18 protein-coding genes are annotated in these 25,603 nt (G+C 71.4%); 14 read left to right on the forward strand and 4 right to left on the reverse strand.

Annotated features, from left to right (window positions below; translation table 11 throughout):
* Positions 1–173 precede the first annotated feature (173 nt).
* From POL72_RS32675 to POL72_RS32700, 6 genes are all read left to right on the forward strand, one after another.
* A complete protein-coding gene (locus POL72_RS32675; RefSeq protein WP_272100523.1) occupies positions 174–1,763 on the forward strand; it encodes a glycosyltransferase in 1,590 nt (529 codons plus the stop codon).
* A gap of 78 nt (positions 1,764–1,841) precedes the next feature.
* Entirely contained in the window at positions 1,842–4,475 is a 2,634-nt protein-coding gene (locus POL72_RS32680; RefSeq protein WP_272100524.1) for an efflux RND transporter permease subunit, read from the forward strand.
* Positions 4,472–5,650, forward strand: a complete 1,179-nt coding sequence (locus POL72_RS51370; protein WP_272100526.1) for a glycosyltransferase — start codon at positions 4,472–4,474, stop codon at positions 5,648–5,650. Before POL72_RS32680 ends, POL72_RS51370 begins: the two co-directional genes overlap by 4 nt.
* A gap of 37 nt (positions 5,651–5,687) precedes the next feature.
* Complete coding sequence (locus POL72_RS32690) at positions 5,688–7,007, forward strand: glycosyltransferase (protein WP_272100528.1); 1,320 nt, start codon at positions 5,688–5,690, stop codon at positions 7,005–7,007.
* Between the two features lie 126 nt (positions 7,008–7,133).
* Positions 7,134–8,582 carry a GuaB1 family IMP dehydrogenase-related protein gene (locus tag POL72_RS32695; RefSeq protein ID WP_272100529.1) on the forward strand — a complete coding sequence of 483 codons (1,449 nt, stop codon included), beginning with the start codon at positions 7,134–7,136 and terminating at the stop codon, positions 8,580–8,582.
* A gap of 85 nt (positions 8,583–8,667) precedes the next feature.
* Positions 8,668–9,306: a lysophospholipid acyltransferase family protein gene (locus POL72_RS32700; protein ID WP_272100531.1), complete on the forward strand. Its 639-nt coding sequence runs from the start codon at positions 8,668–8,670 to the stop codon at positions 9,304–9,306.
* Positions 9,307–9,357: 51 nt separating this feature from the next.
* On the opposite strand, the gene POL72_RS32705 is transcribed toward POL72_RS32700, so the two are convergent.
* Positions 9,358–9,732, reverse strand: coding sequence for a hypothetical protein (locus POL72_RS32705; RefSeq protein ID WP_272100533.1), 375 nt, complete (start codon positions 9,730–9,732; stop codon positions 9,358–9,360).
* Positions 9,733–10,140: 408 nt separating this feature from the next.
* Between POL72_RS32705 and POL72_RS32710 the strand changes: the two genes are divergently transcribed.
* The 4 genes from POL72_RS32710 (at position 10,141) to POL72_RS32725 (ending at position 14,205) form a co-directional block, all read left to right on the forward strand.
* Positions 10,141–10,575 (forward strand): hypothetical protein, encoded by a 435-nt coding sequence (locus tag POL72_RS32710; protein WP_272100535.1) that lies wholly within the window; start codon positions 10,141–10,143, stop codon positions 10,573–10,575.
* Positions 10,576–10,743: 168 nt separating this feature from the next.
* A complete protein-coding gene (locus POL72_RS32715) occupies positions 10,744–11,961 on the forward strand; it encodes a glycosyltransferase family 4 protein (protein WP_272100536.1) in 1,218 nt (405 codons plus the stop codon).
* Between the two features lie 131 nt (positions 11,962–12,092).
* On the forward strand, positions 12,093–13,088 hold the full coding sequence (locus POL72_RS32720) for an NAD-dependent epimerase/dehydratase family protein (RefSeq protein ID WP_272100538.1): 996 nt from the start codon (positions 12,093–12,095) through the stop codon (positions 13,086–13,088).
* Between the two features lie 4 nt (positions 13,089–13,092).
* A complete protein-coding gene (locus tag POL72_RS32725) occupies positions 13,093–14,205 on the forward strand; it encodes a glycosyltransferase family 4 protein (protein ID WP_272100541.1) in 1,113 nt (370 codons plus the stop codon).
* A gap of 3 nt (positions 14,206–14,208) precedes the next feature.
* Here POL72_RS32725 and POL72_RS32730 read toward each other — a convergent pair whose 3' ends face one another.
* The 3 genes from POL72_RS32730 to POL72_RS32740 form a co-directional block, all read right to left on the reverse strand.
* Entirely contained in the window at positions 14,209–19,569 is a 5,361-nt protein-coding gene (locus POL72_RS32730) for an AAA family ATPase (protein ID WP_272100542.1), read from the reverse strand.
* Positions 19,570–19,639: 70 nt separating this feature from the next.
* Entirely contained in the window at positions 19,640–19,993 is a 354-nt protein-coding gene (locus POL72_RS32735) for a hypothetical protein (RefSeq protein WP_272100544.1), read from the reverse strand.
* Complete coding sequence (locus POL72_RS32740) at positions 19,974–20,354, reverse strand: hypothetical protein (protein ID WP_272100546.1); 381 nt, start codon at positions 20,352–20,354, stop codon at positions 19,974–19,976. The genes POL72_RS32735 and POL72_RS32740 overlap by 20 nt, the downstream gene beginning before the upstream one ends.
* Before the next feature lie 637 nt (positions 20,355–20,991).
* Here POL72_RS32740 and POL72_RS51375 point away from each other — a divergent pair.
* The 4 genes from POL72_RS51375 to POL72_RS32760 all read left to right on the forward strand — a co-directional run bounded on the left by POL72_RS51375 (position 20,992) and on the right by POL72_RS32760 (position 25,586).
* The gene (locus POL72_RS51375) at positions 20,992–23,085 is read left to right on the forward strand and encodes a DUF4215 domain-containing protein (RefSeq protein ID WP_272100548.1); all 2,094 of its coding nucleotides are present in this window, start codon (positions 20,992–20,994) and stop codon (positions 23,083–23,085) included.
* A gap of 156 nt (positions 23,086–23,241) precedes the next feature.
* Positions 23,242–23,994 carry a ribonuclease HI gene (locus POL72_RS32750; protein WP_272100549.1) on the forward strand — a complete coding sequence of 251 codons (753 nt, stop codon included), beginning with the start codon at positions 23,242–23,244 and terminating at the stop codon, positions 23,992–23,994.
* A gap of 63 nt (positions 23,995–24,057) precedes the next feature.
* A complete protein-coding gene (locus POL72_RS32755) occupies positions 24,058–25,074 on the forward strand; it encodes a peptidylprolyl isomerase (protein ID WP_272100551.1) in 1,017 nt (338 codons plus the stop codon).
* A complete protein-coding gene (locus POL72_RS32760) occupies positions 25,026–25,586 on the forward strand; it encodes a YkgJ family cysteine cluster protein (protein WP_272100553.1) in 561 nt (186 codons plus the stop codon). The genes POL72_RS32755 and POL72_RS32760 overlap by 49 nt, the downstream gene beginning before the upstream one ends.
* Positions 25,587–25,603 lie beyond the last annotated feature (17 nt).

Below are 25,603 nucleotides of genomic sequence, written 5' to 3' on the forward strand. Positions count from 1 at the left end.
CAGGCCGATCGGCCGACGAGGAACGGCTGCTGTGCCGAGCAACAGGCCGCGCTCGCGGCCGCAGCGCGACACAGCTGTCGCAGGCGCGACACGAACGCCCTACCGCCCGTCACGCTGCGCGCCTCGGTCGGCCATCGACCACGGTTCGCGCCGCTTCTCCAGGAGCAACGAAGATGACGATGGATGCAATTCTGCCGCTCAGCGACCACCGGAGCGATCGCGCGCCGCACGAGGCGATCGCGCCGGCGCGCCACACGCCGTCGACGGGACCCGCGCGGGGAGGGCACGCCTCCGTCAGGGCACAAGCGGCCATTCCAGAGAATCCCTTCGCTGCCCTCTCCGGCGCCAACGGGCGGCCGCTCAAGGTCGCCATCCTCAGCGATTTCACGCGCATTCCTTACGCGAACGGCGCGGTCTTCCAGACGCGCGCCCTGTATCGCGCGCTCAACACCTGTGGTCACCAGGCAACACTGATCGGACCTCGGGATCCGGATGCCTCGGCCGATGAGGTCCCTCCCGGGACCGTCGCCTTGCCGAGCCTGCCGCTGCGCACCTACCCGGGGGTGCACCTGCCGATCCCCGTGGGATCCTCGGTGCTCGATCCGATGCGGTGGGATTTTGACATCTGCTTTGCGCAGACCACGACGCTGCTCATCGAGTTCGGCATCTGGCTGCGCAAGATGCGTGGCGTCCCGCTGCTCTGCGTGAACACGACGCACCTCGCGGCTGCGTACGACGTGCTCCTGCCGGAGCGGGTCTCCCGGATCGGCGCGGTCCACACGGTGCTCCACAAGACGCTCCGCGCGCCGATGGAGCGGCTGTTCGTGGACCTGTACAACCAGGGAGACGGCCTCGTCGTGCTGAGCGAGGGCCTGCGCGATTACTGGCGCGAACGGGGCGTGACGGTGCCGATCCACGTCATCCCGCGGATGGTCCCCGAGGACGTGTTCGAGCGCCCGCTCGGCCCCGACCCGTACGTGCAGCTGCTCGAGGAGCGCGGGCTCGACACGCGCGGCCCGCGCCTCGTCTGCGCGGGCCGCCACACCCGGGAGAAGTCGCAGCACCGGCTGATCCGCATCTTCGCCGAGCACATCGCCCCGCACGAGCCGCAGGCGACGCTCACGCTCGTCGGCGACGGGCCGGACAGCGCGGCGTACGCGGCGCTCGCGCGCGAGCTGGGCGTCGCGCGCCGGGTCATCTTCACGGGCGAGGTGCCGTACAGCCAGATCTCGGACTACTACCGGCACGCGAACCTCTTCCTGCACTCCTCGCTGAGCGAGACGTTCGGAAACGTGCTCAGCGAGGCGCTCTGGTGCGGCTCCCCGACGGTCGCGTTCGCCGACGGCATGGGCGTGAGCTCGCAGATCCAGAGCGGCCACAACGGCCTGCTGATCGACCCGGGCCGCGGGCCGATCGCCGAGGAGAGCGCGAACGCCGCGTTCGGCAAGGCCGTGATCGCGCTCGCGCGCGACCCGCTCGCCGCCGCGCGGCTCGGGAACGCGGCCGCGCAGCGGGCGCGCGAGCGGTCCTCGCCCCTCGTCGTGCAGCGGATGCTCGCGAACGCGTTCGCGAACGCGCGCGAGCACGCGCGGCAATCCAACCTGCGCCCGCTCGTCGACGGGCCGAAGGCGCTCCAGTGGCTGGAGACTTTCCGGCACTTCCGCACCTGGATGGGCTTCACCGGCGGCCTCTTCGCGTTCGGCCACCTGCGCCCCGCGGCGGCGCCGCGGCCGAAGGGCATCCAGCCGTCGTTCTGCGCCTAGCGCGCGTGGTAAGACCGGCCCGAAGCCGGCCCGCACGCGGCCGCTTCGAGGTGTTCCCGGTTTCGAGGTGTCCTTCGAATGCTCCTCAGGATGATCGGTGCGCTCGTCGATTTCAGCGGGCGCCGTCCCTGGCTCATCATCGCGCTCGCCCTCCTCTCCATGGCAGGGCTATGGGGGTACGCGTCGCGGCTCGAGCTGCGCACGGAGCTCCGGGAGCTCTTGCCGCGCGACAGCCCGGCGTTCCAGGCCTACGAGCGTCAGGCCCGGCGCGTGGACGGCGGAGCGCAGCTCATCGTCATCGCCGAGTCGCCGGATCGCGGCGCGAACGAGCGGTTCATCGACGCGCTCGCGGAGCAGCTGAACGAGCCCCTGCGGGAGCGCGCGGCCTGCGCCGCGGCGTGCGGCGACGACGCCTGCCGGGCGGCGTGCGGGCCGCCGGGGCTCATCCGGTACGTGGAGTCCGGCACGAAGGAGGTCCGCAGCTTCTTCGACGCGAACAAGTGGCTCTACGCGAGCGTCCGCGAGCTCGAGGCGGCGGACGAGGCGATCGAGCTGGAGCTCGCGCTGCGGAGCGGCCTCATCGAGGATCTGGAGGCTGGCGGGGCATCTGGGAGTGACGCGGGCGCGGCGGCGGCGCCAGCGCCAGCGCCAGCGAAGAAGGGGCTGTCGCTCGACGAGACGTGGCAGGAGCTCCAGCGGCGCCTGAAGAAGATCGACGAGTTCCCGAGCGGCTACTTCGCCACGCCCGACGGGCGCATGGTCGCGCTCCGGATCGTCTCGCGCAGCGCCGGGATGGGCGATCGCCGCGCGGCGGAGCTCTTCGACCAGGTGACCGCGCTCGTCTCGCGCCTCGATCCTGCGGCGTTCCACCCGGCCATGCAGGTCGGGTACGCGGGCGACATCCCGAACGCCATCGCCGAGCAGAAGTCGCTCGTGAGCGAGGCGGTGTGGGCCACCGTCATCGCGCTCGTGCTGATCGTCGGCGGCGTGATGATCTACTACCGCTCGCCCTGGTCGCTCGTGGTGATCATGCTCCCCACGGCCCTCGGCGCCAGCGCGGGGTACGCGTTCGCGACCCTGACCTACGGCTACGTCAACACGGTCGGCGCCTTCCTCGGGGCGATCATCGTCGGCAACGGGGTCAATTACCCGATCGTGCTCCTGTCGAGGTACCGCGACTTCCGCGCGCGCGGCATGCCCGCGGACGAGGCGCGGCGCGAGGCGGTCATCAACGCGTTCCGCGCCGAGCTCGTCGGCGCAAGCGTGGCGGCCATCGCCTACGGATCGCTCACGATCACGCACTTCCGCGGGTTCAGCCAGTTCGGCACGATCGGCTTCGTCGGGATGTTCATGGTGTGGGCGTCCATCGTGCCGCTCGTGCCCGCGACGCTCGTCGCGATCGAGCGCGTCCAGGCGAGGCTCCCGCGCTGGATGCGCGATCCGGCGCCGCGCGTCTCGGACGAGGGCACCTCCGGGCCCGGCGCGCGGGCGCTCTCGCGCGTGACGTCGCGGTGGCCGTTCGCGTTCCTCGCGGTCGCGCCGGTCATCGTCGCGCTCGCGGCGTGGAAGCTCCCCGCGTACATCCGGGACCCCTGGGAGTACAACTTCGCGCGCCTCGGCTCGAAGAGCTCGCGGGAGAAGGGCGCGGGGAGCTGGTCGCTCAAGGCGTCCGAGGTCTTCGGCGGGAAGATGAACGTCGCCGGCGCGATGATGCTCGCGGACACCCCCGAGCAGGTGCCGGCCATCAAGGCGCAGATCCTGGCGAACGACGCGAAGGATCCGCAGGGCCAGCTCGTGGCCGACGTCGCGACGATCGCCGACGCCCTCCCCGGCACGGCCGAGGAGCAGCAGCGGAAGATCGAGGTCCTGGAGCGCATCCGGGACCGGCTGACCCCGCGGGTGCTGAAGGCCCTGAGCCCCGAGGAGCGCGAGCGCGTCCTCGCCATGAAGCCGCCGGAGTCGCTGCGCGTCATCGGCCCCAAGGACCTGCCCGACCTCATCCGCCGCAGGTTCGAGGAGAACAACGGCGTCGTGGGGACGGTGTTCTACGTGAAGTACAAGAACAACGTCTCGTTCTCGAACGGCAGGAACCTCCTGCGGATGGCCGACACCACCGGCAACGTGGTCCTCCCTGACGGGACCCACGTCGTCACGGCGAGCAGGCCGACGGTCTTCGCCGAGATGATCCGGTCGATGGAGCGCGACGGCCCGCTGGCGACGGCGGCCTCGCTCCTCGCGGTCACGGCCGTCGTGGTGCTCGCGACGGGCAGCATCGCGGGCGCGCTCGCGGTCCTCCTGGCCCTCGTGCTCGGCGTGCTCGGGACGGCCACCGCGATGGCGATACACGACGTCAAGATCAACTTCCTGAACTTCATCGCGCTCCCGATCACGTTCGGCATCGGCTGCGAGTACCCCTTCAACGTCTTCGATCGCGCGCGGCTGCTCGGCGGCGACGTGTCGCTCGCGGTCAAGCGCTCGGCCGGCCCCGTGGCCCTCTGCAGCTACACGACCGTGCTGGGCTACGGGTCGCTCATCTTCGCCGACAACCAGGCGCTGAACTCGTTCGGCTGGGTCGCGGTCAGCGGCGAGATCGCGTGCGTGGCGTGCGCGCTCCTGTTCCTCCCGGCGCTGCTCCACGTGATGAACCGCTCTGCGCGGATGCGGCGCTCGTGGAAGGGCGGCCTCCTCCTGCGCGGGAGCAACCACTCGTGAAGATCCTCGACGTCGCGGAGTTCTTCTCGTCCCGCGGGGGCGGCGTGCGGTCGTACCTGGAGGAGCTCGTGCGCCAGGGGAGCCGGCGCGGCCACGAGATCGTCGTCGTGGCGCCTGGGCCGCGCGACGAGGTCGTGCCGCTCGAGCGGGGCCGCATCGTCCGGGTGGCCGGCCCGCCGATGCCGTACGACCCGACCTACCACGCGCTCCTCCGGCTCGGCGCGGCGCGGGCGATCATCCGCCGCGAGGCGCCGGACGTGGTCCAGGCGAGCGCGCCCTACACGGCCGCGCTCGTCGCGGCGAGCGCCCGCGAGGTCCCGCTCCGCACGTTCGTGTACCACTCGGATCAGATCAGCACCTACGCGGCGCCGCTGCTCGACCGGGTGCGCCCGCGCGCGGTCGCCCGGGCGCTCGAGGGCGCGCTGTTCGCCTGGCCGCGCGCGCTGTCGCGGCGGTTCGACGCGACGATCGCCCCCGGGACCTTCATCGCGGAGCAGCTCCGCAGCCACGGCTGCGAGCGCGTCCACCGCGTCACCTTCGGCGTGAAGCGCGGTGACTTCGGCCCCTCGCGCGCGGACGCGGCGCTGCGCCGCAGCCTGCTCGGCCGGTTTGCGGACGAGCCGTCGGCCGCGCTGCTGCTCGTCGCGTGCCGGCTCGCCGTCGAGAAGCGGGTCGCGCTCGTGATCGACGCGGCGCGGGAGCTCGCCGCGCGGCGCCCGGTCGCCCTCGCGGTGCTGGGCGACGGGCCCGAGCGGGCGCGTCTCGAGCGCCGCGCGGCCGCCTTGCCGCAGGTGACCTTCCTCGGCTTCGCCAAGGACCGCGCCACCTACGCGGCGCTGCACGCCAGCGCCGACGTCTTCGTCCACGGCGGCGCCGCAGAGACGTTCGGCTTCGTGCTGGGCGAGGCGCTGTGCTCGGGCCTGCCGCTCGTCGTCCCGGCCGCCGGCGCCGCGCTGGATTTCGCGCAGCCCGGCGCCGCCGAGGTGTACGCGCCGCGCGCCTCGCCCGGCGAGGTGGCCGCCGCGATCGAGCGGGTGCTCGCGCGCCCGCGGGAGGAGCGCGTCGCGGCTGCGCGGGCCGCCGGGGAGCGGCTGCCCACGAGCGACGAGCACTTCGACGCGCTGTTCGCGCTCTACGCGGACCTGCTCGAGCGCGGGGTGCGCGGCGAGGGCTGACGTCGTGGACGCCCGCTTGCCCGCGAGAGGATCGAACGTGCACCCCTTCCTGCTGATCTCCCCCGCCTTCGCTCCCCAGACGAGCGTCGGCGCTTTCCGCTGGGTGAAGCTCGCGCGGCACCTGCCGCGCCACGGCTTCCGCCCCGCCGTCCTGACGGGGACCTTCCCCGAGGATCCGCGCGACGACGGGCTGCTCGCCGCGCTGCCGCCCGAGGTCGAGGTCTTCGACGAGTACCTCGATCCGGCCGTCCTCGCCGTGGGCGCCGCGCTGCGCGCCCTCCGCGCGCGGGCGCCGCTGCCCGCGGGGCGCGCGGGGCCGCTCGTCGGGCTCCGCCCGTTCCAGGCGATCACCGACCGCTGGATCGCGCACGCCCCGCGCGGGGCGCGCGCGGCGGTGGCCCTGGCCCGCCGCACCGGCGCGCGGGCCATCGTGGTGAGCGCCGGGCCGTACTCGGCCTGCCCTGTCGGCCTCCACGTGAAGCGGGCGCTCGGCGTGCCGCTCGTCCTCGACATGCGCGACCCCTACTCGCTGCACGAGACGGGGAACGGCCCGCCGTCCGGCCTGGCCGAGCGGGCCCGGCGCGCCATCGTCCCGCGCCTGGAGCGCCGCTGGCTCGAGGGCGCCGACCACGTGATCTTCAACACGCGGGCCGCGCTCGAGGCCTACCGCGCGCGCTTCCCCGAGCTCACGTCGAAGTCCTCGTTCGTGCGCAACCATTTCGATCTCGCGCTGTACGCGCCAGCGCCGGCGCCCGAGCCGCCCCGCCGCTTCGTCGTGCTCCACCTCGGCACGATCCGCGAGGAGGCCTCCGCCGACCAGATAGGCGCCGCGCTGCGGCGGTTCATCGACCGCGAGCGGCTCGCGCCCGACGACGTCGTCCTCCGGCAGATCGGCCGGATGTCCGATCACGATCGCGCCTGCTTCGAGCGCATGGGGCTCACGCCGTACATCGAGGCGCTCCCCCCGGTCCCGCAGCGCGACGTGCTCGGCGAGCTCAGGCGGGCGCACGTCCTGCTCGCGATGCTCAGCCCCCACGTCGTGCTTCGCGTCTCGGCCAAGACCTACGACTACGCCGCGTCGGGGATGCCCGTCGTCAGCGTGACCGCGAACCGCGAGGTCGATGATCTGCTCTCGTACCGGAGCGACAACGCGCGCGTCGCGCCGGACGACGCGGACGGCATCGCCGCCGCGCTCGCGCGCCACCTCGCGCGCTTCCGGGAGACGGGCGCGCTTCCGGTCCCGGCGCCTCCGCCCGCCGAGCTGTCGTCCGAGGCGGCCGCGGCCAGCATCGCTGCGATCCTGGACCGCGTCATCGCCGACTCGCCCTCCGCCCATCGCGCCCGCCAGCCCCCGTGAAAGCGGTCGGCCGGCGGGGAGGGCGCTCGTCGCGCGACCAGCGTCGACCGCGCCCTACCGTCAGGCACTAGACTGGCGCGCGCCGCGCCGCCTTCGCGGCGCCATCCCCCTTCCTCGGAGCTGTGCATGCGCTTTCTCCACCCCGAGCATGACGAGAGCCTGGAGCTCGCCCTCGAAGACGTGTTCCTGACCCCCGGCTACTTCGCCGGCGGCTCCCGCCTGGAGACCGACCTGCGCCCGGCGGACTTCCCTGGCGGCTCGCACCCGATCGTCTCGGCGAACATGAACGCGGTCACCGGCAAGCGGATGGCGGAGACGATGGCCCGCTTCGGCGGCCTCGGCGTGCTCCCGCAGGACATGGATCTCGACACGGTCGAGCGCATCGTCCGCCACATCAAGCGCGCCGACCCGCGCTACGACACGCCCCTCTCGGTCTCCCCGCGGGCGACGCTCCGCGACGTGCACGGCATCATCCGCAAGCGATCGCACGACATGGTGGTCGTGGTCGACGACGAGCGGCGGCCGATCGGCATCGTCACCCACGCCGACCTGCGCGACCGGGACCAGTACACGCCCGCGTCCGCGCTCATGTCGTCGCGCCTCATCACCATCCCGGTCGGCACGCCGAACCGGACGGCCTTCCTGCTGATGGAGGACGCCCGCGTGAAGGCGGTCCCCGTGCTCGACGGGGACGGGCGGCTCCACGGCGTGCTGACGCGCGACGACGCCGTGCGCCTCGAGCTGCTGAAGCCGACGCTCGACGGCGGCGGCGAGCTCATGGTCGCGGCGGCGATCGGGATCTCCGCGCAGGCGGCCCAGAGCGCCGCGCGCCTGGTCGAGATCGGCGTCTCCGCGATCGTGCTCGACACCGCGCACGGCCACCAGCGCCGGATGGTCGAGGCGATCCGCGCGGTGCGGAGCGCCGTCGGCGACGCCGTCCCGCTCGTGGCCGGCAACGTCTGCACGGCGGAGGGCACGCGGGATCTCATCGAGGCGGGCGCCGGCATCGTGAAGGTGAACGTCGGCCCCGGCGCGATGTGCACGACGCGCATGCAGACCGGCGCAGGCCGGCCGACGTTCTCCTCGGTGCTCGCGTGCGCCCGCGAGGCGCGCCGCCACGGCAAGCGCGTCTGGGCCGACGGCGGCGTCCGTCACCCGCGCGACGTGGCGCTCTACCTCGCCGCCGGCGCCTCGCGCGTCATGGTCGGGACGACGCTCGCCGGCACGTACGAGAGCCCGGGCGACGTCATGGAGGACCGCGACGGGCTGCTCTACAAGGAGAACTACGGCATGGCGAGCGCCCGCGCGGTCAGCGAGCGCACCGCCGAGCTCGACGCGTTCGAGCGCGCCAAGAAGGCCTTTTTCCGCGAGGGCATCTCGACGTCGCGGATCTACATCCACGAGGGGCGCGAGAGCGTCGGCGCCATCCTGATCGAGATGATCACCGGCGTGCAGTCGGCGTGCACCTACGCCGGCGCGGCGAACCTCGACGAACTCCACGACAAGGCCGTCATCGGGGTGCAGACGCTGGCGGGCTACGGCGAGGGCAAGCCGCACGGAATCGAACGGCGTTGATCGAGCGGCGCGGGATGACGGAAAGGTGACGTGACTTCCACCTGGGCAGCGACGAACCTCCGGCTGCTTACCGTCGAGGTCCTCCATGCCGAACGCACCCGCTCCACGCTTTTTCGCCGCGCGCCGCGCCGTTCGCCGGTTCGTCGGCCGCACCTGGTTGTCCGTGTTCGGCTGGCGCGTGGACGGCATCACGGAGCTCCCGTCGAAGGCGGTGATCATCGCGGCGCCCCACACCTCGAACTGGGATTTCCCGTTCACGCTCGCGGTCAGCTACGTGCTCGACCTCGAGTTCTCCTGGCTCGGCAAGCACACCCTCTTCGAGCCGCCGTTCGGCTTCTTCTTCAAGTGGCTCGGCGGCGTCCCCGTCGACCGCCGCGACAGGAACAACCTCGTCGCGGCCGTGGTCGACGTGCTGAAGGAGCGCGACGAGCTCATCCTGGTCATCGCGCCCGAGGGCACGCGCTCGCGCACGAAGCGCTGGAAGACGGGCTTCTACTACGTCGCGCTCGGCGCCGGCGTCCCGATCCTCCTCGGGTACCTCGACTTTCCCCGGAAGCGGGGCGGGATCCTCCACGTGTTCCACCCGACGGGCGACATCGAGGCCGACATGGCGGCGATCCGCCATCACTACGATGGCATCGAAGGAAAGCACCCGGAGCGGATGAGCGAGATCACGCTCGGCGCCAGGGGGGCTCCGGCGAACGGGGTCGTGCAGCACCCCTGAGCTCGGGTTGAGGGCGCGCGATCCGCCTATCCGCGCGCCAGGGGGCGCTCGTCAGCGCGGGGACGGCGCGCGGACCGACGAGGCGGGCCCCGCCGTGATCCTCGTCGTCAGCACGCCAGCGAGCGCCCATTCGAACGCGGAGCGGTCGGTGTACACGTTGAAGCGGCCGCCCGTGGCGAGGTTGGCGACCGTGACGCCCATGGCGACGAGCCCCGGCCGCACGAGGATATGGACCTCCTTCAGCTTGCCGGGGTTCCGCAGGTGCCACGCCGTGAGCCTGGCCCGGACGTCGCTGTCATAGCCGGTGCCGAGCTCGAAATCGTCGAACACGACCGGGTGCACGCCCGCCTCGACGAGGGTCTCCAGGTGCCTGATCGCCGGCTCGATGAGATCGAGCGACGCGTACCCCTCGAGGCGCCTCGTCACGACGTCGGATGCGGGCGTTCGAATATCGAGGACTCCGCGCCCGGTCGACCAGCGGTCGCCCCGCGCTCCGAGCCGTGTGTGTGCCAAATCCATCTCGATTTCGAGACTTTAGTCTATGGGCGGCGCTCCGCCATGCGATCCGTCCGATCCGCGCCCTTCCCCGACGCTGGGGGTCTGGACTGCGCTCGCGGACGGCGCCTCGCCGGCCGGGCGCGCGAGGCGGCGGGGCGCGCGAGGCGGGGGCGTGTCGAGCACGTCCGGCGGGCCAGGCCGCCTCCTGCTGCGTCGAGCGCCGTCGGCGTGGCCGAAAGCGGCTATGATGCCGCGGCTGTTTCGGCCGCCGGCCGGTGCTGGCGGTTCGCGAGGCGTCTTCGCCCGCAGCAGAGGGACGAAGGAGGAGCTACCGAGATGAGAGGACATGTTTCCAGGGTGCTGCGGCTCGCTGTCGTGGCGTTTGCGTGCGCGCTGATGGCGGGCTGCGGCGGCCCGCTGCGCTACACGCCGCAGGGCATCGGGAAGGCGCCGGGCGCGGACGCCGTGATCATCGCCGACGTCAACTTCGACGCGGCCATGACCCGCCTCGACATCAACGCGAAGGACCTCCCGCCGCCCGATCGCCTCGACTCGAGCAGCACCGCCTACGTCGTCTGGGCGCGCCCGGACAGCGACTCGCCCTGGCAGCGGATCGGCGCGCTCAACTTCGACCCCGATACCCGCACCGGCAAGCTCAAGGACGTGAGCGTGCCGCTCACCCGGTTCGAGCTCGTCATCAGCCTCGAGAAGACCGCCAATCCCGAGTCGCCGTCCTCGGAGCTCATCTTCAAGCAGGACGTCGAGTACTGACGAGACGGCGTTCGCCGCCGGGGGTGCATCTTCGCAGCGCTGCTCGAAGCGCTCCCGGCGTGCGCGTCGCAGCCGTCCGGCGCGACCCGCGGCGCCGGCGGCATCACCGTGCCGTCCGCCGCGCATCGCGTGAATGCCCGCGAGCGCCGGTGCATCGAAGCGCGGGTAGTGAAGATTCTCCTCCTGTCGCAGTGGTATCACCCCGAGCCGGTCGCGCGCCCCCATCTGCTCGCAGAGGCGCTGGCCGAGCGCGGGCACCAGGTGACGGTGGTGACCGCGTTCCCGAACTACCCGCATGGCCGCACCTACCCGGGCTACCGACAGCGCCTCTGGGACGTGGAGCACGCGAGCGGCGCCAGGGTGATACGCCTCCCGAGCTACCCGGATCACAGCCGATCGCGCGTGCGGCGGACGCTCAACTACGCGAGCTTCGCCGCCTCGACAGCGCTGCTCGGGGCCGCCCTCTCCGGGCCGGCGGACGTCGCCTGGGTCCACAATCCCCCACCGAGCCACGCCATCGCCGCCTCCTGGCTCGCCGCGCTCCGCCGGATACCGTGGGTCTATGAGGTCCAGGATCTGTGGCCCGAGACCGCTGCAGCCTCGGGCATGCTCGATAACAGGCTCGTGTTCGCTGGCATCGATCGCGTGAACCGCGCCCTCTACCGGCGCGCCGCGGCGATCACCGTCATCAGCCCGGGGCTCGAGCGCGAGCTCTCCCGCAGAGGCGTCTCGACAGACAAGGTGCACCTGATCCCGAACTGGGCCGACGATCGGATATACAGGCCGGTGGAGCCCGACCCGCAGCTCGCGGCGGAGCACGGGTTGTCAGGGCGGTTCGTCGTCCTCTTCGCCGGCAACATGGGCCCTGCCCAAGCCCTCTCCAGCGTGCTCGACGCGGCCGATCGGCTGCGCGACCTCACCGACGTGCGGTTCGTGATGGTCGGGGACGGGAACGACGCGCCCAGGCTCCGGCGCGAGGCTGCGGCGCGGGCCCTCTCGAACGTCGTCTTCATCGGCCAGCAACCCCACGAGCGCATGCCGCATTTCTTCGCGCTGGCCGATGTGGTGCTCTCGCACCTCCGGCGCGATCCGCGCTTCGAGATCACGATCCCCTCGAAGATCCCGGCCTACATGGCCGCCGCCAGGCCGGTGCTCGTCGCGGCGGGCGGGGATCCGGCGGATCTGGTGCGCAGCAGCGGGGCGGGGCTCGCCTGCGAGCCCGAGAACCCGGCGGCGCTCGCGGACGCCGTGCGGCGGCTGCACGGCATGACGCCGGAGGCGCGGCGCGCGATGGGGGAGGCCGGCCGGCTCTATTTCCTTCGCTGGTTCACGCGCGAGCCGCTCGTGCGTCGTTATGAGGAGATCTTCGCGCGCGCAGCGCGGTGAAGCGTCGTCATGGAGACGCCGGCGCCCTCGGGCACCGGCGCAGGGCTGGGGATATCGAAGCACGCAATGCACCGGCGCATTGCGGTGAGCAACGTTTCATGGGCGAGACGACAGACACAACGGTGGGTACCATGCAAGGTTACAAGGACCGGCGGATCATCGTGACCGGAGGGGCGGGCGCGATCGGCGGCTCGCTCACGGCGGCTCTGGCCGAGGCGGGCGCGGAGGTGATCGTGGTGGACGACCTCTCCTCCTCATCCCGCTGGGGCATCCCGGCGCAGCGCAACGTGCGCTTCGTGGAGGGGAGCGTCGTCGATGACGGCGTGCTCGCGGCGGTGTTCCGTGAGCAGCCCTCGCATGTCTTCCACCTCGCCGCGCTGTTCGCGAACCAGAACTCGGTGGACAACCCGGAGCGCGATCTCGAGGTCAACGGCCTCGGCACCTTGCGGGTGCTGCAGCACGCGCAGCGCAGCGGGGCCCAGCGCGTCGTCTTCGCCTCGTCCGGGTGCGCGCCCTACGGCAGCGACCCGCCGCGGCCCGTCCACGAGGAGCACCTCGCGCTCGATGTCCACACGCCTTACCAGGCGACCAAGCTGCTCGGCGAGCTCTATTGCAATTATTTTTGCGATCATTCGGCCGGCCACGAAGGGCTGAGCACCGTGCGGGTGCGCCCCTTCAACTCGTATGGTCCGGGCGAGGTCCCTGGCCGATACCGCAATGTGATCCCCAACTTCGTCTACTGGGCCCTGCGCGGCGAGCCGCTGCCGATCACCGGGACGGGAGAGGAGACCCGCTCGTTCACCTACGTGGGCGACATCGTCGATGGGTTTCTCCGGGCGGGCGCCGCGCCGGCCGCCTCGGGCGAGGCGTTCAACCTGGCGTCTGGCGAGGAGATCGCCATCATCGACGTCGCGAAAGCCATCAATGAAATGACGGGCAACCGCGCCGGCGTCCGGTTCGTCGAGCGCCGAGCGTGGGATACGCAGCGCCGTCGGGTCGCGTCCACCGACAAGGCCCGTCGCGTCCTGGGCTTCGAGGCGCACACGGGCCTGCGCGAGGGGCTCGCGCGCACCGTGGCGTGGTTCCGCGAGCGCTGGGACCAGATCGAGGCCGAGGCGCGCTTCTAGGGACATGCGCGTCGCGCTCTGGGGCCCCCTCCCGCCGCCCGCCGGCGGAATCACGCGGTGGATGCGCAATTACCTCGACGCGGCGGCAGCGGCGGGCATCGAGGCGGACGTCATCGACACCTCGCCACGAGGCGCCTCGATCGATCCGACGAGCAGGCTTCGCCCCGCGCGCGTGGTCCGCGCGGGCGAAGCGCTGGCTGCGCTTCAGCGTCTGCTCGCGCGACGCCGGCCGGATGTCGTCCATCTGTGCACCACCCTGTTCTGGGCGACCGCGCGCGACGGCCTCGCGGTGGAGCTGTGTCGTCGCGCGGGTGTGCCCGCCGTGCTCCACCTGCGCTTGTCACCGCAGATCATCGCCTGGCATCGGACTCTGCCGTGGCCGGCTCGGCAGGCCGTGCGCGCCGTGCTGGGCCGCGCTGCAGCCGTCATCACGCTCTCGGAGGAGCTGCGGTGTTACGTGCAGGCCTTGGTTCCAGGGAGCCATGTCGTCCGGATCGCCAACCCGGTCGACACCGACGGCTTCCACCCCGCAGCCGCGCCGCGCTCGCCCGGCCAGCCGCTGCGGGTGCTCTTCGCGGGGCTCGTCACGCCGCAGAAGGGGGTCCTCGAGCTCGCGCGGGCCGTGCTGGCGGTCGAGGGCCTGACCCTCGCGCTGGTGGGGCCTCGCGACGCAGGCGGCGCTGCCGGCCCGTCCCGCCGCCTCGACGAGGCGCTCGCGGAGCTCGAGCGGCAGGGACGCCTGAGCCTGCTCGGCGAGATGCCCGAAGACGCGATGCCCGCGGTCTACCGCGACGCGGACGTCTTCTGTCTACCGAGCCATGGCGAGGGCCTGCCCAACGCGTTGCTGGAGGCGATGGCCAGCGGCCTGCCCTGCGTCGTCACGCCGGTCGGCGCAGTGCCGGAGGTGATCCAGGGCGAGGGCGGTCGGGTGGCCCTCCTGGTGGCGCCGAGAGACGAGGAGGCGCTGCGGGGTGCGCTCCGCTCCCTGCGCGACGACCCTTCCCTGCGGGCGCAGCTCGGCGAGGCTGCGCGCCGGCGCGCCGTGCACCGCTATGCGAGCAGGACGATCATGGCGGAGTACGCCGCGCTGTATGCGCAGCTCGCAGCGGGCTGCTGAACCCTAGTTCGCAGCCGCCGGCCGTTCGGCCGGAGAGTAGCGGAGCACCATCACGGTGACGTCATCACGAAGCCGCTGCCCTGCCATGGGGCCCACGAGGCCCTTCACGATGGTGCTCGGCGACAACCCTTGCGCCGCGAGCGCGTGGAACCGCTCTGCCAGCCCCTGGGTCTCCAGCATTCCGCCTGCGGGGGTGACAGACTCCGTGAGCCCATCGGTGTACAGCAGCATCGTGTCTCCGGCGCCTATCTCTATCACGTCGTCCCGGAGCAGCGCCGTGATGTCGTCCTCGATCCCGATCCACATCCCGCTGGTCTCGACGAGCTCCACCGTGTTGGAGAGCGCCCTGTGGATCAAGATGTCGAGGTGGAGGCCTGCGTAGCGGACCTTCCCGCGGCCGAGCTCCAGCGCGACGATCGTCATGTACTGATCGGGGCTCACGCGGAGCAGGTTCTCCCGGACCGCGCGGTTCGCCCGGCTCAGCACGACTGCAGGGGTGAGAGGCTCGCCGTCGCGCGGCGACGTCGTCAGGATGGTCCGTACGGCGGTCTGGACCATCATCATCGTCAGGCCGGCGGTGACCCCATGGCCGGATACATCGCCGATGAGGACCCAGCTGCTCCCGCCCGTCTGGACCACGTCGTAGTAGTCGCCGCCGACGCTCTCGGCCGGCGTCATCAGGGCGGCCATGTCGTAGTCCTTCAGACGATTCTGCTGCGGCAGGAGCACCGTCTGTATCTTGCGCGCGAGATCCATCTCGCTCCACAGCTCCGCGACCAGGCGTCTGAGCTCGGCGGTGCGCTCGGCGACGAGCGCTTCGAGGTTCTCGTTCGCCCGCCGGAGCTCCTGCGATGCGGCCTCCAGCCGCCCGTAGAGCATCGCGTTCTCGAGGGACACGGCGGCTTGCGTCGCGAGGAATTGCAAGAGCCCGCACCGCGCAGGGCTGAACGCCTCCGCGGTGATGCGGTTCTCCAGGTACAGGACGCCGGTGACCTTTCCGCCCTGGAGCATCGGAGCGCACATCACCGACTTGGGTCGAGCCTGCGTGAAGTACCGGTCAGAGGCGAAGCGCATGTCACGGTGCGCGTCCGTGAGGACGGTCAGCTCGCCCGTGCGCGCCACGTAGCGCACGAGCGACTCCGGGACCTCCGAGCCGCCCCGCAGCGCACGGGCGTCGAGCTTTATCGTATCGGGATCGATGGTCATGCTCGCCTCCAGGGTGAGCACCCCGGCGCGATCGAGGATCAAGCACCCCCGCTGGGCTCCGGCGTTCTCGAGCAGCGTCCGCATCAGCCGCTCGAGCAGCCGATCGATGACGAGCTCCGTGGAGATCGCCTCGGTCGCGCGGATGGCCGCCGTGAGGTCGAGGCTCTCGCCTGGACGAAGCGTGCTGGAGGTCTGGCCGGTCGTCTGGCTTGTCGTCCTTGGCAGGCTCGCTGCCGTTTCGTCTGCTGGATTGAGGGGGGATGCGCGCGCCGCGCTGCTCCGGAGCACGTGAGCGTATTTCGACTTCAGCTCCTCGACCTTGCACGTCCCACCCCAGCGTTGGTACACGTAGATCGCTTCGGCCAGGTAGGCGCCCGCTACCTTGCTCCTGCGCTCGTCCAGGTGAAATCGGCCAGCCAGCTCGTTGCCAATGGCCTCGGCGTGCGCGAAGCCGTGCTCCTGGGCGAGGGCTATCGCGCGATCGTACAGATCCAGCGCGCCTTCGGTGCGCCGCTCGATCCGCGAGATCTCCGCCTGCGCCAGCGCGGCGCGGTGCGCGAAGTTGGCGGGCGAGGACAGCGCCCAGGCTTCGAGCGTGGCAGCGTCGGCGCGCAGGCGATCCAGGAGTCCGGCGCGCTCTTCCGGAGCCGCGGTGCGGGTCAGCTCGGCCAGGATCAGCGCCCGATAAAAGACGTGCTCGGCGTGATAGAAGAAGCCAGGGACCAGCTTGCAGCTGTCGCTGGTGGCCAGGGCATCCCGGAAGCGGCCAGCGAGATACTGGGCGGTCGTCTTCGCGACCCCGTAAATCGCCAGCGTCGGCAGCGGCGCAGAGGCCATGAAGGCGCTCTCGTCGAAATCCGCGCTCTCCAGGGTTGCGGGGTGTCGAGTCTGGCCAGTCAGCGCCCGGATGGCCTGTTGGGCGACCTTGCAGATGCCCTGGTTGACGACGTCACCCGTCCTGTCCGCGAGGTCGCGGGCGGTCGAGAGGCTGTCCTCCAGGTCGTGCAAGCTCTCGCCGGCATACATGCGATAGTATAGGATGAACGCAGCGCAGTAAGACGCGTAGATCTGGTCGCCCATCTCGAGGCTGATCCTCAGCCCTGACCGCAACACCTCCAGGCTGTGCGATATGTGTTGACGCCAGTGGGCGATGAAGACCCCGAAGAGGAAATGAACCTGACCCTTGCTGGCCGGACTGCCGCCGCGGGTCGCTAGCTCCAGGCCCAGCCGGCCGAAGCGAAACGCGTGCTCCCGGCTGCCCGTGATGGCGAGGTGGACGATCGCGTACTGCGCATAGAAGAAGCCCGCGAGCGGCGCCGTGCCCCGACGGAGCAGCTGGACTCCCTTGAGCACGAGCAGGAAATGAAGCTCTGGAATGGCCTGGAACGCTGCCGGAATGCTGGTGGCCAGGGTGTGGAGCACCGCGAGCTCGCGGGCGTCGCTCATCACCGACACCGTCTCCAGAGACTCGATCTCGGACTCCGCTATCGCAGATTGATACGCTCCGAACTCGGCGCCGATCGCCGCGCCGAGAGCCGCCTTGTCTTCTAGAGGAGGCAACTCCAGATCCAGGAGCCTCAGCGCGTCGATGCCCTTCGCGCACGCGACGTCGAGCCTGCCCGTGTTGGTGAGCAGGAGCACCTCGAGGTTGCGCCCCATGACCCGATCCACCACCGACCGCGCGTTCCGCTCCACGACATGGAGCAGCCCGAACGCGGAGTCGAGGTTCCCGGTCAGGTACTCGCACTCCGCCATGGTCAGGTGAGCGGCGCAGACGACCTCGTACTCTTCAATCCACCCCGCCTCTCCGAGCACGTCGAGCGCCGCCCTCAGGTAGTGCGCCGCCGCGTCGGGCGCCGCGCGAGCGCGCGCCTTGCGGCCGGCGTTCAAATTCAAGCGCGCGAGCCCGCGCCGCTCGGCCGGCTCGACGATCAGGCGCGCGCCGCGGTTCAAGTGATCCACGATCGCGAACAGCTCACGATCGCCCGGATCTGCGCCGCCGCGCTCCCGCAGCAGCCGACCGACGCGCAGGTGGATGGCGTCCCGCTCCTCCGGGCCGAACAGCGAGTAGGCCGCCTGCTGGACGCGATCGTGCGAGAAGCGGAACGCGGCGTCGAGCGCGCCGTCGACCCTCCCGGTCGCGTCGTGATGAGCCTCGGCCCTGTAGCGGTATTTGCCGTCCAGCGAGGCGATGAACCCTTGGCGCAGCGCCTCCCAGAGGTGGTCCGCCACGTCGCTGTGAGAGCGCTGAGACACGACGGCCAGCGTGGCCATGTCGAAGTTATGCCCCACGCACGCGGCGAAGCGCAGCACGTCCTGGCTCGACTGCGGCAATCTCCGCAGCTCGGACACCATGAAATCGATCACGTTGTCCGTCGCCAGCCGTTCCCACACCCGCCCCGTGTCCCACCTCCAGGCGAGGTCCGCGTGGTCGAAGCGCAGCAGGCCGTCTCGGTGCAGCGCGGTCAAGAACTGCGCGAGGAAGAAGGGGTTTCCGCGGGTCTTCTCGAACAAGGCAGCGCTGAGCCCGCTCACCGCCTCGAAGCCGCACCCGAGCGTGTCGCTGAGGAGGTGCGCGATGTGCGGCGGGCCGAGCGGGCCGAGCGTGATCTCACGCCTCCGGACGCCGGCCTGGCGCAGCTCCTGGAGCAACAGAGACAGCGGGTGCGCGGCGTCGATCTCGAGCTCCCGGTAAGCTCCGATCACGAGCACGTGGCGCGCGCCGGCGGCCGTCAGCACGTGCTGCAAGAGGCGGGTCGAGCTGGCGTCCGCCCACTGCAGGTCGTCCAGGAAGAGCACCAGCGGGTGCTCTTCAGCCGCCAGCGCACCTAGAAAGCTCAAGAAGACATGTTCGAAGCGGCGCTGCGACTCGGTCGGCCCCAGCGCTGGCACGGGGGGGTGCTCGCCGACGACGTGCTTCAGCTCGGGGATCAGATCGGTGAGGAGACCCGCGTTCGGGCCGACCGCCTCGAGGATTTCACGCCGCCGCTGCTCGAGCACGCCCGGGGGCTCCGCGAGCACGGACCGGACGAGAGCACGGCAGGCGTGGGCGATCGGGCCGTAGGGGACGCTCCGCGCCAGGGAGTCGAACTTTCCTGCGCCGAAGTACGCCCGGCCGAGGATGTGCTGGTGCAGCTCCTCGACGAGCGCGGATTTCCCGACGCCCGCCTGTCCGGACAGGAGGACGAGCTCGCTCCTGCCCTGCTTGGCGCGGCCGAAGCCCTCCAAAAGCGCATCGAGGTCGCGCTCCCGGCCATAGAGCTTCTCGGGGATCGAGAGCTCATCGGATCTGTCGCGCTGGCCCAGACCGAAGACCTCCGCCGCGCCAGCCTGCTTCACCTGATCCAGAATGCGCTGCAGATCGTGCTGCAATCCAGCTGCGGTCTGGTAGCGCTGCTCCACGGTCTTGCTGAGCAGCTTGAGGATCACGTCCGACAGGACCGGCGGCAGGTCCGGCCTGGATGCCACGGGCGCCCGGGGGCTGCGAGCGATGTGGCTGTGCACCAGCTCCAGCGGATCGCTGGCGTCGAAGGGCAGCGCACCGGTGAAGAGCTCGTACAGGGTGACCCCGAGCGAATACAGATCGGCTCGAAAGTCCACGCTCCGGTTCATCCGCCCCGTCTGCTCGGGCGCGATGTATGCCAGCGTGCCTTCCAGCTGCGTGACCCCCGAGAGCGCGTCGACCTTCTGGGAGAGGCGCGTCGCGATCCCGAAGTCGACGAGCACGAGCGAGCTCGGGCCGTCCGTGACGAAGAAGTGATGGGGCTTGATGTCCTTGTGAATGACGTGCCTGCGGTGGACCGCCGCGAGCGTTCGCGCCATGGCCAGCGCCAGCTCGAGCGAGCGCGGCAGATCTAGGCGGCCCGATCGAATCAGCTTGTCGACAGACGCGTCGCCCGCGTCCTCCATGACCAGGGCGAGGCCGTGCCCGTGCCGCTCCAGCCCGATGGCCTTGACGACCTCGGGCGTGTCGAGCCACGTCAACACGTCATATTCATGGCGGAGGCGCGCCAGCTCGAGCGCTGTCGGCCGCTCGCTCCTGAGCAGCTTGACCAGCACCGATGCCCCGTCGATCGTGCGGTAGCCGCGGTAAACCTCGGAGCTCTGGGTCTCGCGCACCTTCGCGTTCAGGGTGTACCGGTCGGACAAGGTGCTCATGGTGGATTCATGGGGATCGGTCTCGTTCCAGGAGCTGGGCTGCGCGCGCTGATGGTCTGGTCACCCCAGATCATTGCACCTTTGTCTTCTTCAGCGTGCGCGCCAGCGCCGACATGCAGTTGCGGTGCGCTCGCTGCCAGTCGTTGTCACGGAAGACGACGACCACGCCGAGGCTGGTCTGATCCAGCAGTTTTATCAGATCCACCAGGGGCTTCACCGTGGCCGAGTTCATGTACTCGAGCCTGGTCAGATCCACCGTGACGACCGTGTTCTTGGTCTTCCCGGTCCAGTCCTCGAAGAGAGGATTGAGGAACATGGCGGGGCTGCGGATGTCGCTGACGCCCGACCACTCGATTCGCGACGAGTCCGCGGCCACCGAGATGCGTACTTTCAGCCCGTCGCGCTCAAATGTCGACTCGGTCATGGATTCTCCTGGTGGCTGTCACGGTGACCGTCTCGTCTGCGTACGTCGCGTCGAGCGCAAAGCCGCCTTCCATCGCGATCCTGTAGATGCCTACGTTGGCGCCGTCGCGCGGGCTGGCGAGCAGCTCGTGTAGCCGCTCGATGTAGAGCTCCGTCTTGTCCGGGGCGCTGCGCAGGGACTCTATCCGGCAGAGCAGTCGATTGACCGAGCCGTGATCGGTGCAGCCGTTGGTCGTGACGAGTTCGATCCTGTCCTCGGTCATGCTGAGCGTGAAGCGAATGGCGCGCGCTGCGGGGACTTCCTCGCCGTACTTGATGGCGTTCTCCAGCAGCTCGCAGGCCACCATCTCTGCCGCGTCCACGAGCGCGCTCGGGTACTGCGCGAGGGCTTTGCGTACCGAGGCTCGGGTCGCGCGTAGATTGCTCCATACAGGGCGGAGCGAGGTGCTCAGCAGTGGTTGCATCGCCTACGCCTGCGTGGATCGAGGCCGGTGGTGGGCAGGAGAGCGCACATGGGTTCCGCCAGCGGTGACAGCTCGAGGGAGAATCAAATCCAGCGCGGCTCGGAGGAGCAAGGTGGTATCCCGAACGGATGCAGAAGAAGGAATGAAATCCAGAACGGCCTGGAGATGTCAAGCATCTGCCGGGCGCGATGCCCGGCAGTGAGAGGGCCGCCTCACACCGGCATGTGGCGTGCAGTGCGCCCGCGCCCGGTCGTGCTCGCGGGCGCCTCGTCTCCTGGTCGACGCTAAAGCTCATGCGGCGGCTGGGCCGCATACCTGACGGCGAGCTGTCCGCCGTCATGGGCGTGGCCGAGGACCCGGCGCGCTTCGAGCGCCGCGCGTCGAAATAGGGGCTCTCCCGATCCGTTTGGCTGCTGGCGTCCTCTCGATTCCATATCAGTCTAGTGCGCCGATGATCGACCGCCTGCGCGTCCGTCGGGCTCGAATCGAGCCTTGAAGGGACGTCGCCGTTCCCGCCGGAAGCGGAGGAATCGAGGTGTCAGTGCGAGCGGACCTCTTCAGAAGCGCTCCGTTCACGAAGGTCCTTTCGCCGCTCGTCATCGCTGCTGCCTTGATCGCGGTCGACTGCGATCGTCCCCGGCAGGCGTCGGGGCCGGAGGCCGGCGAGGGCGGGAGCGGCGGGAGCGGCGGAGGCGGCGAGGACGGCGGGGGCGGAGGGGAGGCCGCGCCATGCGTCACGACCGCGGACTGCCCCGGGGTCGACGGCGCGTGTCAGCGGCGCACGTGCGAAGGCGGCCGGTGCGGCCTCGACGCCGCGCCGCGGGGAAAGCCCGTGGGCGAGCAGGTCCTGGGCGACTGCAAGGCGCGCGTTTGCGATGGGCATGGCGCCGTGATCGAGCTCGATGACGACCAAGACGTCTTCTCCGACGGAGACCCGTGCTCGGCCGACGTCTGCGTCGCCGGGGCGCCGAAGAACCTTCCGGCGCCGGCGACGACGGAGTGCAGCGGACCCGACGCGACCGGAGCGCGCTATTGCGATGGGAACGGCGCCTGTGTCGAGTGCCTCGTCGCCGGCGATTGCCTGAGCAACGTCTGCGTCGAGAACCGCTGTGTCGCGCCCGATTGCGGCGATGGCGCGACGAACGGCGCCGAGACCGGCGTCGACTGCGGCGGCTCGGATTGCGTGCCGTGCGCGGATCTCGAGGCCTGCCTCACCGGCGCGGACTGCCGGAGCGGGATCTGCGAGGACGGCAGGTGCCGCGCGTCGTCGTGCACCGACGGCGCGACGAACGGGGCGGAGACCGACGTCGACTGCGGCGGACCGGCGTGCTCGCCTTGCGCCACCGGCAAGACGTGCGCCGCGGACGGCGACTGCCTGGGCGGCCGCTGTTCAGGGACGACGTGCCTCCCGTCGTGCACCGACGTCGCCCGGAACGGCGCGGAGACCGACATCGACTGCGGCGGCCCCGCGTGCGTCGGGTGCGCCGCCGGCATGCGCTGCGCCCTCGGGCGCGACTGCCTGAGCCACGTGTGCAGCTCGGCAGGCACCTGCGCCGCGCCGGTCTGCGGCGACGGCGTGGTCAACACCGCCGCCGAGGCGTGTGATGACGGCAATACGAGCAACACGGACGCGTGCCTCACCACGTGCGTCGCCGCCTCGTGCGGGGACGGGTTCGTCCGCGCGGGCGTCGAGGCGTGCGATGACGGCAACGCGAACAGCACCGACGCCTGCCCCACGAGCTGCGCGCGCGCCGTGTGCGGCGACGGGTTCGTCCGCGCCGGCGTCGAGGCGTGTGACGACGGGAACCGGAACGCGGGCGACGGGTGCAGCCCAGGGTGCCTCCTCGAGGGCTGCGGCGACGGCGCGATCCAGGCCGGCGAGGAGTGCGACGACGGAAACACGAGCAGCACCGACGCCTGCCCCATCACCTGTCGCGCCGCGAGGTGCGGCGACGGCTTCGTGCGGGACGGCGTCGAGGGCTGCGACGACGCCAACACGTCGAGCGGTGACGGCTGCAGCGCGGGCTGCGTCGTGGAAGCCAGGTACACCTGCCGGGGCACGCCGAGCGTGTGCTCGTACTCGAAGGAGCGCAACTGCGGCGACGCGGAGGACGACGACCTCGATGGCGAGACGGACTGCGCCGACCCGGACTGCGCGCTCGGATGCGACAATGCCGTCGGCGCGTGCTCGCCCGGGCAGGTGCTGTGGGTGCAGTCGTCCATGGACATACCCAAGACCGTCACGGATCGCGCTGTCGCTGCCAGCGTCCTCCCGGTCGTCTCGAGGGGCACGATCCGGCGCGTGACGCTCGAGCTCGATATCGCGCATTCGTTCGACGGAGATCTCGATATCTCGCTCACCTCTCCGTCGGGTACGACGGTCGATGTGTCGAGCGACAATGGCGGCTCCGGCGACAACTACCGGAAGACCGTCTTCGACATGGGCTGCGCGACCGCGGTCACGGGAGCGATGGCGCCGTTCCGCGGCTGCTTCCGCCCGGAGTCGTCGTTCGCGGCCTTCCTGTCGGGGCCGGCGAACGGCACGTGGACGCTCCGGGTCGGGGACGACGCCGGGTCCGACTCCGGCACGCTGACCGCGTGGTCCCTCGCGCTCTGCATCGAGCCGTGATCGCAGGGCGGCGCCGCCGCGCGCGGGCCGCCCGCCGAGCGCGCCTCGAGGGCTGCGACGAGGGCAGGCGCGGCCGCGCCCGGCCGGCCCGATCGGCCGCGCTCGCCTGGCATGGTCCCCGTACCGGCGGCCTTCGATCCATGCCAGGGTGCGCCCGTGCCCTGGGTCCGCGCATCGCTTCGAGGTCAAACGGTCTATGCTCGCGCCGACGCCGCCGGCGCCTTTGTCGCGGAGGAGGGCGGTGGCGTCGAGATCCGCTACAAGCCGCACGACGGCCGCAGATACAAGGCGCGCGCCGAGAACCTGACCGTGGTCGACCCGAAGGTCTTGCCCGACGAGACCTGTGGGCCTGCGGAAGCGGTCGTGAAGGCGCGCGCCGGCGAGCAGCCCGAGGGGGGCGCGGCCGCCCCGGCGCCGGCCGGGCGCGCGCAGCGCAAGGCGCCGGCGCGGGGGGAGTCCGGCGCGGCGCCCGTCCCGGAAGGGGCCGTCATCGTCTACGCGGACGGGGCGTGCTCGGGGAACCCGGGGCCCGCGGGGCTCGGCGTGGTGATCATCGACGGCGGCCGGCGGATCGAGCGCAGCGAGTTCCTCGGCACCGCGACCAACAACATCGCCGAGCTGACGGCGATCCTCCGCTCGCTCGAGGAGGTGGAGGAGCCGGGGCGGCCCATCGTCATCCACACGGACAGCCAGTACTCGATCGGCGTGCTCCAGAAGGGGTGGAAGGCGAAGGCGAACGCCGAGCTCATCGCCTCGCTGCGCGAGGCGCTCGCCGCGCGGCCGCGCGCGCGCCTCGTGTATGTGCCGGGGCACGCGGGCGTGCTGCTCAACGAGCGCGCCGACGCGCTCGCGCGCGAGGCCGTCCGCGAGCGCGCGTCCCGTCGGACGGTGTACCCCGGCTCCGGCTGAGTCCGGGGCGCGCGGGGCCGGAAACGCGTGGAACCGCCTGGGGCCCAGTGGTAGAGGCGCGCGATGCGTGTTCCGCTCCGCCTCGCGCTCGCCGGGCTCGTCGCCGCCGCCGCCTTCGCCTCGCCGCTCGCCCACGCGGTCGTGAGCGAGCGGATCGTCGCCGTCATCGGCGATCGCGCCATCCTGCTCTCGGATCTGCGGCAGCGGGCTCGCCCCTTCCTGCTGCAGATCCAGGCCCGGGTCCCGCCGGGCGCGCAGCAGGCGGCGGCCGAGTCGCAGGTCTTCCGCGATCTCCTCCAGAAGATGGTGGACGAGGAGCTCGAGGGGCAGGCCGCCGAGAAGGCCAATATCCGCGTGACCTCCGAGGAGATCGAGAACGCCTTCCGGAACATCGCGGCGGCGGAGCAAGTGACGGTCGAGGAGCTGTTCCGGATGGCGCGGGCGAGCTCGGGGCTCACCGATCAGGAGTACCGCGACGAGATCCGCCGGCAGATCCTCGAGGGGAAGATGCTGCAGCTCCGGGTGAAGGGCCGGGTGCGCATCACCGAGCAGGACGTGCGGTCCGCCTTCGATCGGCTGGTGCGCGAGGAGCGCCGGCGGCGCGACTACCACCCGGCGTGGATCGTCCTGCGCGTCCTGCCCGGCTCGAGCGCCGAGGCGGTCGAGGAGCGCCGCGCGCTCGCCGCGGCGCTCGCGGAGCGCGCGCGCGGCGGCGAGGATTTCGCGGCGCTCGCGCGGCAGTTCTCGGACGACACAGCGACCCGCGAGGAGGGCGGCGACCTCGGGGTCCGCGCGCCGCAGGGGACGCAGGCCGCGGCGACCGGCCAGCGCGAGGTGATGGCCCCGGAGCTCGAGGCCGCGCTGATGGCGATCGAGCCGGGCGGCGTGACCGCGCCGATGCGCGCGGGCGACGCGTTCGTGGTCATGAAGCTCCTGAGCCGCCAGCCGTCCCGCTTCACGACGCTCGAGGCGGCTCGCCCGGAGGTCTTCCAGCGGCTGCAGGCGGAGATCATGACGAAGGCCAAGCAGAAGTGGCTCGACGATCTGAAGCGCGGGACGCACGTCGAGGTCCGGCTCTGACGCGCAAGGGCGCGCGGGCCGCGACGGGCGGGGCGCGCGCGGGCGGCGCGAGCGGCGAGGGAGACGCGGCCGTCCCCGAGTGCACCGCGTGCGGCACCTGCTGCTTCTCGACCCTGCCGGAGTACGTCCGGGTCTTCGGCTGCGACCACGATCGCATGGACGATCGCGCGCGAGGGCTCACGCGCTTCATCGGCAACCGCTGCTACATGCGCATCGAGGACGGCCGCTGCGCCGCGCTCACGCTGGACGCGGAGCTCGGCCGCTTCCTGTGCTCGATCTACGAGGTGCGGCCCGACTGCTGCCGCGCGCTCGAGCGCGGCAGCGGCCAGTGCCTCGGCGAGCTGAACGAGAAGCGGGAGCGGCCGCTCCTCGCGCTCGAGGCGCTCCGCCGCCGCGCGGGCGGCGAGGGCGGCGACGGCGTTGCGGTCTCCGCGGGCGGCGCGAGCGGCGAGGGAGACGCGGCGGGCGCCTGCGGCGCGAACGGCGCGGGGACAGCCGGCGGCGCCGTGTAGGCGTGGCCGGCGCCGCG

The organism is Sorangium aterium (genome assembly GCF_028368935.1).
GTDB classification, from domain to species: domain Bacteria; phylum Myxococcota_A; class Polyangia; order Polyangiales; family Polyangiaceae; genus Sorangium; species Sorangium atrum.

What these genes read in the sequence shown, in the direction of transcription:
- POL72_RS32675 (WP_272100523.1), top strand. Translation starts at nt 174, where the DNA reads ATGACGATGGATGCAATTCTGCCGCTCAGCGACCACCGGAGCGATCGC.
- POL72_RS32680 (WP_272100524.1), top strand. Translation starts at nt 1,842, where the DNA reads ATGCTCCTCAGGATGATCGGTGCGCTCGTCGATTTCAGCGGGCGCCGT.
- POL72_RS32695 (WP_272100529.1), top strand. Translation starts at nt 7,134, where the DNA reads ATGCGCTTTCTCCACCCCGAGCATGACGAGAGCCTGGAGCTCGCCCTC.
- POL72_RS32700 (WP_272100531.1), top strand. Translation starts at nt 8,668, where the DNA reads ATGCCGAACGCACCCGCTCCACGCTTTTTCGCCGCGCGCCGCGCCGTT.
- POL72_RS32710 (WP_272100535.1), top strand. Translation starts at nt 10,141, where the DNA reads ATGAGAGGACATGTTTCCAGGGTGCTGCGGCTCGCTGTCGTGGCGTTT.
- POL72_RS32720 (WP_272100538.1), top strand. Translation starts at nt 12,093, where the DNA reads ATGCAAGGTTACAAGGACCGGCGGATCATCGTGACCGGAGGGGCGGGC.
- POL72_RS32725 (WP_272100541.1), top strand. Translation starts at nt 13,093, where the DNA reads ATGCGCGTCGCGCTCTGGGGCCCCCTCCCGCCGCCCGCCGGCGGAATC.
- POL72_RS32730 (WP_272100542.1), bottom strand. Translation starts at nt 19,569, where the DNA reads ATGAGCACCTTGTCCGACCGGTACACCCTGAACGCGAAGGTGCGCGAG.
- POL72_RS32735 (WP_272100544.1), bottom strand. Translation starts at nt 19,993, where the DNA reads ATGACCGAGTCGACATTTGAGCGCGACGGGCTGAAAGTACGCATCTCG.
- POL72_RS32755 (WP_272100551.1), top strand. Translation starts at nt 24,058, where the DNA reads ATGCGTGTTCCGCTCCGCCTCGCGCTCGCCGGGCTCGTCGCCGCCGCC.